10 protein-coding genes and 1 tRNA gene are annotated in these 11,399 nt (G+C 73.5%); 4 read left to right on the forward strand and 7 right to left on the reverse strand.

The genetic code is table 11. From position 1 onward, the window contains the following. Positions 1-134 precede the first annotated feature (134 nt). Positions 135-791, reverse strand: coding sequence for a TetR/AcrR family transcriptional regulator (locus A2U95_RS06610; RefSeq protein ID WP_166021277.1), 657 nt, complete (start codon positions 789-791; stop codon positions 135-137). A gap of 180 nt (positions 792-971) precedes the next feature. On the opposite strand from A2U95_RS06610, the gene hisN reads away from it, so the two are divergent. The 3 genes from hisN to A2U95_RS06625 all read left to right on the forward strand — a co-directional run bounded on the left by hisN (position 972) and on the right by A2U95_RS06625 (position 2,823). Further along, entirely contained in the window at positions 972-1,772 is an 801-nt protein-coding gene (hisN, locus tag A2U95_RS06615) for a histidinol-phosphatase (RefSeq protein ID WP_166021278.1), read from the forward strand. A gap of 202 nt (positions 1,773-1,974) precedes the next feature. Then, the gene (locus A2U95_RS06620; RefSeq protein WP_166021279.1) at positions 1,975-2,358 is read left to right on the forward strand and encodes a CBS domain-containing protein; all 384 of its coding nucleotides are present in this window, start codon (positions 1,975-1,977) and stop codon (positions 2,356-2,358) included. Positions 2,359-2,409: 51 nt separating this feature from the next. Then, positions 2,410-2,823, forward strand: a complete 414-nt coding sequence (locus tag A2U95_RS06625; protein ID WP_166021280.1) for a Fur family transcriptional regulator — start codon at positions 2,410-2,412, stop codon at positions 2,821-2,823. Positions 2,824-2,952: 129 nt separating this feature from the next. On the opposite strand, the gene A2U95_RS06630 is transcribed toward A2U95_RS06625, so the two are convergent. The 3 genes from A2U95_RS06630 to A2U95_RS06640 all read right to left on the reverse strand — a co-directional run bounded on the left by A2U95_RS06630 (position 2,953) and on the right by A2U95_RS06640 (position 8,267). After that, positions 2,953-3,026, reverse strand: a tRNA-Met gene (locus A2U95_RS06630). 209 nt (positions 3,027-3,235) lie between these two features. Next, the gene (locus A2U95_RS06635) at positions 3,236-5,134 is read right to left on the reverse strand and encodes a tetratricopeptide repeat protein (RefSeq protein WP_206282828.1); all 1,899 of its coding nucleotides are present in this window, start codon (positions 5,132-5,134) and stop codon (positions 3,236-3,238) included. Between the two features lie 262 nt (positions 5,135-5,396). Then, a complete protein-coding gene (locus A2U95_RS06640) occupies positions 5,397-8,267 on the reverse strand; it encodes a UPF0182 family membrane protein (protein WP_420857017.1) in 2,871 nt (956 codons plus the stop codon). Between the two features lie 158 nt (positions 8,268-8,425). Here A2U95_RS06640 and A2U95_RS06645 point away from each other — a divergent pair, with 158 nt between their 5' ends. Further along, positions 8,426-8,968: a PPA1309 family protein gene (locus A2U95_RS06645; protein ID WP_166021283.1), complete on the forward strand. Its 543-nt coding sequence runs from the start codon at positions 8,426-8,428 to the stop codon at positions 8,966-8,968. A 159-nt stretch (positions 8,969-9,127) separates the two neighbouring features. On the opposite strand, the gene A2U95_RS06650 is transcribed toward A2U95_RS06645, so the two are convergent. From A2U95_RS06650 to A2U95_RS06660, 3 genes are all read right to left on the reverse strand, one after another. Then, positions 9,128-10,222 (reverse strand): YlbL family protein, encoded by a 1,095-nt coding sequence (locus tag A2U95_RS06650; RefSeq protein WP_166021284.1) that lies wholly within the window; start codon positions 10,220-10,222, stop codon positions 9,128-9,130. A 109-nt stretch (positions 10,223-10,331) separates the two neighbouring features. Beyond that, positions 10,332-10,511 carry a hypothetical protein gene (locus A2U95_RS06655; RefSeq protein WP_166021285.1) on the reverse strand — a complete coding sequence of 60 codons (180 nt, stop codon included), beginning with the start codon at positions 10,509-10,511 and terminating at the stop codon, positions 10,332-10,334. Positions 10,512-10,664: 153 nt separating this feature from the next. Beyond that, entirely contained in the window at positions 10,665-11,195 is a 531-nt protein-coding gene (locus A2U95_RS06660) for a molybdenum cofactor biosynthesis protein MoaE (RefSeq protein WP_240957220.1), read from the reverse strand. Positions 11,196-11,399 lie beyond the last annotated feature (204 nt).

Raw genomic sequence — 11,399 nt, forward strand, 5'->3', positions numbered from 1 at the left:
GCCCGGCGGGCCCGCCCGCCCGGTCCACCGCGTCCCGCGGGCGGCCGGACCGCCCGGGGCGGTGCGCCCCAGGCCGCCCGGGAGGCGGCGCCCGCTCCGGACCCTCGTGGTGTGCGGCGGGGGCGGGCGCGGGACTACGCGGCTCCGCCCGGCACCCGGCGGGGCAGCGCGGACCGGACGAGGTCGGCGACGGACGTGCCCGGACCCGGCGGGACGAGGACGCAGGACAGGCCCACCCGGACGGCGAGTTCGCACGCCCTCCCCCAGGCTCCCGGCTCCGCCCGGGCGGGGGACGCTGGCCGGGCGGGGGACGCCCCCACCGCCCCCGGGAGCGCCCCCAGCGCCGCTACCGCCCGGTCCCGCGCCAGGGCCACCAGCTCCGCGGGCGACGGCAACGGCCCGTCCGCCCGCCGCTGCGCCGGCACCGCCGACGAGGAGGGCACCGCCGTGAGCACCGGCGACGGCAGCCGATCGTTCCAGCACCCGGTGAGCACCGCCCGGGCCAGCGCACCGCCCCGTCCCGCCCGCGCCGTCCACTCCGCGACCGCGGCGAGCCGCTCCCGGGGATCGGTGTGCGAGGCGAGCGCGCGGTCGAGGCCGGCCAGATAGGCGTCGGCCTCCCGCCGCACCAGCGCGCGCCCCAGCCCCTCCTTGCTGCCGAACTCGTTGTAGAGGGTCTGCCGCGAGACCCCCGCCGCGGCGGCCACGTCGACCATCCGCACCACCGCCCAGGACTGCCGCTCCAGCGCCGTCGCGGCGGCCTCCAGCAGCGCGTCGCGTGCCGTGCGCATCGTCGCCTCCCCATCCCGGGCGGTCGGGGCCGGGCGGCGCGGCCCTGCGGCGGGCCCGGGGGCCTGCGCCCAGGGTTGACGCGCCTTCGGACACTGTCAAGGCCCTGCACCGCCTCTCCCGCGTCAACCGCCCTCCGCCCCGTGTGGCCCCGCCGCGCGCCCGGCCGATACGGTTCGGCCATGGCCGACTACCTCGATGACCTGCGTTTCGCCCACGTGCTGGCGGACACCGCCGACGCCGCGACGACGGCCCGCTTCAAGGCGCTCGACCTGAAGGTCGAGACCAAGCCGGACATGACGCCGGTCAGCGAGGCCGACAAGGCCGCCGAGGAGCTGATCCGCGGCCAGCTGCAGCGTGCCCGGCCCCGCGACGCGATCCTCGGCGAGGAGTACGGCGTGGAGGGCACCGGCCCCCGCCGCTGGGTGATCGACCCGATCGACGGGACCAAGAACTACGTCCGCGGCGTCCCGGTGTGGGCCACCCTGATCGCGCTGATGGAGGCCGGCGAGGGCGGCTACCAGCCGGTGGTCGGCGTGGTCTCCGCTCCCGCGCTCGGCCGCCGCTGGTGGGCGGCCAAGGGCCACGGCGCGTTCACCGGCCGCAGCCTGTCCTCGGCCTCCCGGCTGCGGGTGTCCAAGGTGTCCCGGATGCAGGACGCCTCGTTCGCGTACTCGTCGCTGACCGGCTGGGAGGAGCAGGGCCGCCTCGACGGCTTCCTGGACCTGACCCGCGAGGTGTGGCGGACGCGCGCCTACGGCGACTTCTGGCCGTACATGATGGTGGCCGAGGGCGCGGTGGACATCTGCGCGGAACCCGAGCTCTCACTGTGGGACATGGCGGCCACCGCCGTGATCGTCACCGAGGCCGGCGGCTCCTTCACCGGCCTCGACGGCCGCCCCGGTCCGCACAGCGGCAACGCGGCCGCCTCCAACGGGCTGCTCCACGACGAGCTGCTGGGATACCTCAACCAGCGGTACTGAGCCCTGCGGCGCCCCGCGTGACGGTTCCGTACGCCCCGTAGCCCCGGGGTGCCCCGCGCGCCCCGGGGTGACGTCCTGTCGGCCTCCTCGCCCGCCTGCGACGCCGGCGGCACCCCCACGTGTGCGTTCGTGGAGCGCCTCGGCCGACTGCCGTGAGCAGGCGCCTCGCGGGAGGATGCGCAGGAGGAGGTGACTCCGGCCGATGCTCGTCCGCGACGCCATGACCAAGGCGCTGCTCACCGTGGGCCCCGCCCACACGCTCCGCCAGGCCGCCGTCCTGACGTCGTCCCGCGGGGTCGGCGCGGCCCTGGTGCTCGACCCGGAAGCGGCCCGTCCGGGCATCCCGACCGAGCGGGACATCCTCAACTCGCTCGGCCTGGGCCGGAACCCGGACGTCGAGCGCGCCCACGCGCACCTCACCGCCGACGTCGTCGTCGCGGACCCCTCGTGGAGCATCGACGACGCCGTCCGCGCCATGGCCCACGGCGGCTTCCGTCACCTGGTGGTCCTGGAGCGGGGGGAGCCCAGCGGCATGGTCCCGGTGCGTGACGTGCTGCGGTGCCTGTCCCGCTGGAACGCTTCTTAGAACCTGTCCAAATCAAGACAACCTCATGCACCGCTGTTAGGCTTGGCCACCATGAGCGACCTGTTGGAACGCCTGCGCGGACGCGGCTGGCGAATGACCGCACAGCGGCGCGTGGTGGCCGAGGTCCTCGGAGGCGAGCACGTCCACCTGACGGCCGACGAGGTCCACGCCCGCGCCGCGGCGAAGCTGCCGGAGATCTCCCGGGCGACCGTGTACAACACGCTGGGCGAACTGGTCTCCCTCGGCGAGGTCGTCGAGGTCACCACGGACAGGCGCGCCAAGCGCTACGACCCCAACGCCCACCGGCCGCACCACCACCTGGTGTGCGCGCGCTGCGGCGCCATCAAGGACGTCCACCCGACCGGCGACCCGCTGGCCGACCTGCCGGCCTCCGAGCGTTTCGGGTTCACCGTCTCCGACGTCGAGGTCACCTACCGGGGACTGTGCCCGGAGTGCTCCGGCTGACGCGGCCGGCGTCCCGCCGCTCCGCCCTCCGGGGGGAGCGGCCCACGGCGGGGCGTGGCGTCGCCGCACGCGGCAGCACATGCCGAGGGGGTCGGACCGGCGAACCGGTCCGACCCCTTCGGGTTTCAGTAGCGGGGACAGGATTTGAACCTGCGACCTCTGGGTTATGAGCCCAGCGAGCTACCGAGCTGCTCCACCCCGCGTCGACTCGTTGAACACTACGTGACGCGGGCGCGGCAGGCAAATCCGTTCCGCCGGACCCGGGCCGGTGGGTTCCGGGCCGACGGGCCCCGAGCCTGCGGGTCCAGGCCGACGGATCCGAACCGGCGCATCCGGGCCTGCGGGCCCGGGCAGGGCCGTTCAGCGGGCCCGGGCGGACAAGCCCGGGCGAGGCGAGCCCGGGCAGGACCGGTCAGGCGGAGAGTTCCTCGCGCAGGACGTCCCCGAGCCGCGCGGCACGCTCGCGGACCTTGTCCGGCCCCAGCGCCGTCGCCCGCTCCGCCCAGCGCTGGCCCTCGGACAGCTCGCCGCGCCGGGCGTGGGCGAGCGCCAGACGCAGGGCGGCGCCGCCGTGGCCCGCGGCCGCGGCGCGCTTCCACCAGAGCACGGCCTCGGCCTCGCTGCCCTCACGCGCCAGCAGCAGGCCCAGGTTGAAGGCCCCGCTCTCCGACCCGGCCTGCGCGGCCTCCCGGTACCACCGGGCCGCCTCCTCCATGTCGCCACGGGCGGCGGCCAGCATCCCGGCTCTGACCTGCGCCTTGCGGTGCCCCTGCCCGGCGGCCCGCTCATACCACTCCTCGCACTCGGTCCTGCGGTGCGCGCACGGGCCCAGTTCGTGCGCGGGCGCCGGCGGTCGGCGGCGGTCCAGCACCATGGCCAGCCGGTAGGCCGCCTCGGCGCTGCCCGCGCCGGCCGCGCAGCGCAGGTACCGCTCGGCCTCCTGCTCCTCGCCGTCGCGCAGCAGGGCCACCCCGACCTGGAGGGCGGCGTCCGGGTGCCCGGCGGAGGCCGCGCGCTCGTACCAGCGCAGCGCCTCCTTCTCCTCGCCGCGGTTGCTGTGCAGGATGCCGAGGTTGCAGGCGGCCTCCACGCTGCCCGCCTCGGCCGCCTTGGAGAACCACGGCTCGGCGCCGGACGGGTCGCCGTTGCCCAGCAGCAGGACGGCCAGGGCGTTGGCGGCCTCCCGGTGCCCGGCGTAGGCGGCACGGCGGTACCACTGCTCGGCCTGGGCGGTGCGGCCCTGCTCGGCGCAGAGCAGGCCCAGGTTGTAGGCGCCGTTGACGTCCCCGGCGTCGAGGGCGGCGCGGTACCAGCGGGCGGCGGTCTGCTTCTCGCCGCGCTCCGCGTGCAGCGCGCCCAGGGCATTGGCGGCCGCGCCGTCGCCGTCCCGGGCGGCCTTCAGCCACCAGGAGGCGGCGTTCTCGGTGTCCCCGGCGTCGCGCAGCAGGTGGCCCAGCGCGCAGGCGGCGCGGGCCTCACCGCCCTTGGCGGAGGTCAGGTACCAGCGGCCGGCCTCCTTGAGGTCGCCGCGGCGCTCCAGGATCTCGCCCAGGCGCAGCGCCGCCTGGTGGTGACCGCGGGCGGCGGCCTGCCGGTACCACTGCTCGGCCTCGCGGGAGGCGGCGCCGGCCGGCCGGCCGGCGGTGCGGGAGGACCGGGCGGCTCCGGCCGTCGGCGCGTCGGGCTCGGCCCCGTCGGCGCCGCGGCGCTCCAGGGCCGCAGCGAGGCGGAAGGCGGCCTCACGGTGCCCGCGGTCGGCGGCGGCCCTCATCCAGGTCTCGGCCTCGGTGTTCGCGCCGCGGTGTTCCAGCAGGTCCGCGAGGGCGTAGGCGCCCAGCACATGGCCCTGCTCGGCGGCCTGGCGCAGCCAGTACTCCGCGCCCGGCTCGTCCCCGCGCTCGCGCAGGTGGCGGCCGAGAGCGTGCGCGGCGGCGGCGGAGCCGGCCACTGCGGCGATGCGCCACCAGCCGGCGGCCTCGTCGGCGTAGCCGCGCTGGTGGAGGAGCACGCCCAGGTTGTTGGCGGCGGCCCGGTCGCCCGCCGCCGTGGCGGCGCGCAGCGGGCCCTCGGCCCCGTCCAGGTCGCCACGGCGCAGCAGCATGGCTCCGAGGACGCTCATCGCCTCGACGTCCCCGGCTTCGGCGGCGATCCGCTGCCCGGCCTCGTCCACCGGGTCGCCGACGAAGCCGGTGGCCGCCCCGGCTGCCTCGGCCCCGGTGACCTCATCGGCCCCGGCCGTCCCGTCGGGATCGACGGACGGTGCAAATCGCCCTGTGTCCAACAGAGTTCCCTTGTCCCCCATAACGTCCATCGTCGCACCACCCGAACCCCGGGTACACCTGGTATACCGCAGCCTTGGAGGTCACTACAGCGTTTTGTCGACATACCCACAGAGAGACAAGTAAAACCCGGGCCGCCCAACTGCCCCCGTCCCGCAAGGGGTGTTGAGCGGTCCCGGCCTGCGGCGCAGCCCGGAACGGACAAGGCCCGGTTCCCCCGAACGAGGGACCCGGGCCTTGCACCGCATCCGAAGATCCGGTATTGGCGCCGCGGTCAGCTGCCGACCTGGAAGGTCATTCGCCGGCCGAGGGGGCCCGGGCCTCCTCGGCGCGCTTCAGCGCCTCCTCGAGATCTTCCTGTGCCCGGCCGTAGGCCTCCCAGTCGCCCTTCTTGAAGGCCTCCTGGCCCGCGTCGAAGGCTTCCTGGACGTCCTTCAGCGCCTCGTCGAGGGTGGCGTCGCCCTTGTCCGGCGGGGTGGTGTCCTCGCCGGGCGGGGTCTCCTCCTCGGGAGGCTGTGCCTCGCCGCCGGCTCCGAAGACCTTGTCCAGCGCCTGGGCCAGGGTGTCCTCGAAGGCGGTCTGGCCGTTGTAGCTCACCAGCACCTTGCGCAGCAGCGGGTACTTGAGGCCGCCGCCGCGGACGTAGACCGGCTCGACGTAGAGCAGGCCCTCGTCGAGCGGCACCGTGAGCAGGTTGCCGTACTCCACCTCGGAGTCGCCGCCGCGCAGCAGCCGGATGGTCTCGGCGATGTCCTGTTCGGAGTTGAACATCGACTGGACCTGCTTGGGGCCCTGGACCGTCGTGCTGGTCGGCAGCTTGAGGATGCGGATGCTGCCGTAGTCGTCCGTGCCCGCCTCGGCGTTGACCGCCATGAAGGCGCTGAGGTTGTCGCGGCCGTTGGGCGTGAACGTCGTGGTCAGCGAGAAGGCCTGCTGCTGCTGGTCCGGCATCTTCATGGAGAGGTAGTACGGCGGCACCGCCTCGCCGGCCCGGGTGGTCGGGTCGTCCGGCACCTGCCAGACCTCGCTGCCGCTGAGGAACGTCTCGGCGTCCTCGACGTGGTAGCGGGTCAGCAGCTCACGCTGGACCTTGAACAGGTCCTGCGGGTAGCGCAGGTGGTCCATCAGCTGGCCGGAGATGGCCGTGCGCGGCTCCACGGTGTCCGGGAAGGCCTTCATCCAGGTCTTCAGCACCGGGTCCTTGGTGTCCCACTCGTAGAGCTTGACGTCGCCCGTGTAGGCGTCGACCGTCGCCTTGACCGAGTTGCGGATGTAGTTGACCCGGTCCTCCTGGGCGATCACGGCCCGCTGGTCCGTGGTCAGCGAGTCGGAGGTGGTGTCGCCGAGGGTGGTGCGGGAGGCGTAGGGGTAGCCGTTGGACGTGGTGTAGGCGTCCACGATCCACTGGATCTTCCCGTCGATGACCGCCGGGTAGGGGTCGCCGTCGATGGTCAGCCACGGGGCGACCGCCTCGACCCGCTCCTTGGGGGTGCGGTTGTAGAGGACCTTCGACCCATCGCCGATGGCGCCCGAGTAGAGGATCTGCGGCTCGCTGAAGGCCACCGCGTACGCCGCCCGGTTGAGCGGGTTCGCCAGGCTCACGCCGCTGTCGCCCTTGTAGCGGGTGCCGACCTCCCGGCCGTCCTTGGAGTAGTCGATCTCCTCCTGCGGACCGCCGACGATCGAGTACTGGGTGGTCTTCTCGCCGTAGTAGACGGCCTGCTGGTAGGTGCCCAGCTGTCCCTGGGAGGGCAGGTCGTACTCAGTGAAGACGGGCAGGCCCTCGCCGTCGGCCTCGGTGCCCTTGGCGGCCACCACGCCGTAGCCGTGGGTGTAGCGGAAGTGGTCGTTGATCCAGTTCCGCTTCGGCACGCCGCTCAGGTCCAGCTCGCGCAGGCCGATCACGGTGTCCTGGGTCTGGCCGTCGACCTTGTACCGGTCGACGTCCAGGTTCTCCGGGAAGCCGTAGTAGCTGCGGATCTGCTGACGCTGCTGGAACGTCGGCGAGACGATGTTCGGGTCGAGCAGGCGGATGCTGGCGGCCTGGTCGGCCTGGCTGCGCAGCTCCGGCTTCTCCTCGGGGTCGGCGCCGCGGCCGGAGTAGCCGGTCACCTTGGTGTCGCCGATGTCGTAGGCGTACCGCGTCGCGTCGATGTTCTTGGCGACGTACGGCGCCTCCTTCGCCTGCTCGTTCGGCTGCACCTGGAACTTCTGCACGATGGCCGGGTACAGGCCGCCGATCAGCAGGGCGGACAGGACCATCAGGCCGAAGCCGATGACCGGCAGCTGCCAGGTCCGCCGCCACAGCGTGCCGAAGAACAGCAGCGCGCAGATGACCGCGATGCAGAAGAGGATGGTCTTGGCGGGCAGGTAGGCGTTGGCGTCGACGTAGCGCAGGCCGGTCCAGTTGTCGGTGGCCTTGAAGTCGCTGGACTTCACGGCCAGGCCGTACCGGTCCAGCCAGTAGGCGACCGCCTTGAGGGTCACGAACAGGCCGAGGAGGACCGACAGGTGGCCGGTCGCCGCGCCGGTGGCCTTGGCGCCCGGGGAGCTCAGCCGCAGGCCGCCGTACAGGTAGTGGGTCACGGCGGCCGCGATCAGCGACAGGATGACGGCGGCGAAGCCGAAGCCCAGCAGGAACCGGTACCAGGGCAGGTCGAAGGCGAAGAAGGAGACGTCCAGCCCGAACTGCGGGTCCTTCTTGCCGAAGTCGACGCCGTTGACCCAGGTGAGCCAGGTGCGCCACTGGCTGCCGGCCGAGGCGCCCGCGATCAGGCCCACCAGGGCCGTGATCGCCAGCAGCACCCACTTCTTGTACGGGGCGATGCCCATCCGGTAGCGGTCGAGGTTCTGCTGCTCGACCGACATCGCGCTCAGCGGCGGACGCAGCCGGTGCGCCAGCCAGATGTTGACGCCGACGGCGGCGGCCATCAGCAGGCCGAACACGAAGAACAGCCCGATCTTCGTGGTCAGCGTGGTGGTGAAGACCGACGAGTAGTCCACCGAGCGGTACCAGAGCCAGTCGGTCCAGAACCCCGCGAACATGGTGAACGCCATGCCGAGGACGGCAAGGACGCCCAGCGTCATGAGCAGGGTCCGGGACCGCCGGGACGGGCGGCCCACTCTCATCCGCGGCCCTGTCGGGCCTCCGCCGCGGTCCGGCATCTGGAAAGCCAAGGTGCGCACCTCAAGTCAGTGTGGATCCGTCAGGTCCTCGGCGGACCCGGCGGGGGGACCCGTTCATCATGGATCCCCACCTATGCAACTTACCGAGGCTTTACCCAGTTCCCGATTACGGGTGGATACCAGGCAGGATTGTGACCATGTCCAACACCCCCATGGCGGCGAACCCGCTCACCCGGGCCGTGCTCGAGATCGACGAGTACGCCTCCACCCTCGGCTGGGACCAGCCCGCCCGTCTCTTCGCCCTCGTCGACACCTCGGCGCTGCGCGCCCAGGAGCCCGCACTCGCGGACCAGCTGGGCCTGCCCGACGAGGCGGAGCCCGCCGCCCTCACCCCCGTGGAGCAGGACGAGATCCCGGCGTCGCGGCCGCTGGACGAGTTCCTCGCCACCATCGCCTGGCCGGACGCCGTGGCCGGCTGTGCCCTCACCGTGGAGCGCCTGATGCTCCCGCCGACCGCGGAGGCCGAGGTGCCCATCGGCCTCGACGACGCGGGTCTGGCCCGCTGGGTGGCCGGCCACCCGCAGCGGCAGGAGGTCCGGATGACGGTGGCGGTGCTGCGCGACGGCTCCCGCGAGTCGGCGCTGCGGCTGCGGGAGAAGGACTCCGCCACCGAGGTGCTCACCGGTTCCGATCTGGTTCCGGGACTGGCCGAGGCGCTCGCGGCGACCTTCGAGGACTGACGCCGGCCGGGCCCGGCTCACCCGGACGGGACCGCCGGGCCCGGCCGGAGGGGCGCTCCGGGGACCCGGGCCTTCGGGGGGCTCAGCTCCTTCGGAGAGCCCAGTTCCTTCGGGGCTCGGCTTTCGGGGCCCGGCTTTGGGGGCTCAGCTCTTCGGGGCTCAGCCCTTCGGGCACCGGGGGAGTTCGCCGGTGCGGCCCTCGCGGATGTCCTCCAGGGCGTCCAGGGCGTCGTCCAGGTCGCCGACCCTGACCAGGGTCAGGCCGTCCGGGATGTCCTCGGCGGCCGTCGCGCAGTTCTTCTCCGGGGTCAGGAAGTACTTCGCGCCCTTGGCCCGCGCGCCCACCGTCTTCATGCTGATGCCGCCGATCGGTCCGACCTCGCCCGCGTCGTCGATGGTGCCGGTGCCGGCCACGAAGGCCCCGCCGGTGAGGCTGCCGGGCGTCAGCTTGTCGTAGATGCCGAGCGCGAACATCAGGCCCGCGCTGGGGCCGCCGACGTCGGCGAGCTTGATGTCGACGGAGAACGGGAAGGTGTGGTCGGTCCCGGCCGCGATGCCCACGATGGCGCGCGGCTTGCCGCCGTCCCCGGACTTCGCCGTGGTGATGGTGAGGTCCTCGGTGCCGGTGGCCTCGCGGCCCTCCCGCTCGGCGGCCGCCTGCTCCTTGGCGGGCACGACGGTGAAGACCACCTTCTCGCCGGGCTCGTGGCGGGTCACCAGCTTCGAGACGTCGCCGGGCTCCTTCACCGGGGTGCCGTCGACGGCCCTGATCACGTCGCCGGCGTGCAGCACGCCCTCGGCGGGGGTGTCCTTGACCACCGTGGAGACCACCACCCAGGATTCCACCGGGATGTCCAGCTCGCGCAGGGCCGCGACCTTGGCGCTCTCCTGGGACTGGCTGAACTCCTCGGCGTTCTCCTGGCTCGACTCCTCCTCGGTCTGCCCCTCCGGGAAGAGCGTGTCGTGGGGAACCACCTTGTTGTCGTGTGCCAGCCAGCCGTACATCGCCGAGACCAGGTTCAGCCGGTAGTCGGGGCTGGTGACCCGCACCGTGGTCATGTTGAGGTGGCCGTCCGCGGGATAGGTGCGGTGACCGGAGATGTGCAGCACGGGCTCGCCGTCGTGCTTGCCGAGGGTGTTCACCGTGGGGCCCGGCGTCATCTCCGAGTACTCGGTCGGGACGGCCAGTCCCACGCACAGGAGCACGATCAGCATCAGGGTCGAGGCGAGCATCGTCGCAGTGCGGCGTGGCATGGAACGACAGTACGGGACCGGCCTGCCGGAGCACCGCCGGGGCCGTCCGTACGGGCAGTTCCGGCGGCGCCCCGGCCTTGTGCCGCTTGCGCCGGGCGAGGCGCGCTCCTCAGGAGCCGGGGACCGAGGTGGTGGTCGTGGACCTCTCCATCGCCTCGCGGAAACGGGCGTATCCGACGAGTTCCGGACCGTCCCCCCGGGCCCTGCGGGTCCGCAGGGCCCAGGTGCCCCAGAGACTCGCGCCGATCGCAGCCACAAGCGGAATCAGCAACCAGGCGAGAGCCGCCATGCCGACCTCCAACCCGAATGAGCGACTGCAACTGACTGATCAGCAGATTAACCTTCCGCAGTGACAACGCTCACGTCCGCCCCTCGGTTACGCAACCGGAGGCGGGGCGGTTCCTCCCCCGGCCGCGGGGAAGGACCGCGGCCGGGGCGGCGCTCAGCAGGCGCCGACCCACTCCTCGGTGCCGTCGCTGAACCGCTGGTGCTTCCAGATGGGCACCTCGTGCTTGAGGTCGCCGATCAGCCGCCGGCACGCGTCGAAGGCCTCCGCCCGGTGCGGGCACGACACCGCCACCACCACCGCGAGGTCCCCGACTCCCAGGTCACCCACACGGTGGACCGCCGCCAGCGCCCGGACGGGGAAGTCCGCGGCCACCTTCTCCGCCACCCGTCGCAGCTCGGCCTCGGCGGAGGGATGGGCGGAGTACCCCAGCGCGTCGACGTCCGCTCCCCCGTCGTGGTTGCGCACCGTGCCGACGAAGAGCGCCGTGCCGCCGGCCGCCTCGTCCCCGACGGCGCGGAACACCTCGTCCAGGGAGAGCGGCGTGTCGCGGACCGCGACCAGCTTCACGGGACTCCGCGCCGCGAGCTCACCCGGGTGGACGGCCGGGGAGGCGGCTCCGGCGCCGGACGGGACGGTGGAGGAGGAAGCGGCGGCGTCGTGCGAGGGGGAACGGGAGTCGGCCATGCAGGCCATCGTGCCCCACGGGCCACGCCACGGGAAGGGCCGACCGGCTGTCCGGCCAGGTCAACCGGCCGCCGGGCCCGGCCACGACCGGCGGTCCGGCAGGCCGCCGGCCCGACGGACCGGCGGCCCCGGAGTCACCGCCGCCGCGCCCGCCGGGCCCGGCGGATCACCGCGGCGGTGCCCAGCAGCGCCACCGTGGCGCCC

It is taken from the genome of Streptomyces chilikensis (genome assembly GCF_001642695.1).
GTDB lineage: Bacteria > Actinomycetota > Actinomycetes > Streptomycetales > Streptomycetaceae > Streptomyces > Streptomyces chilikensis.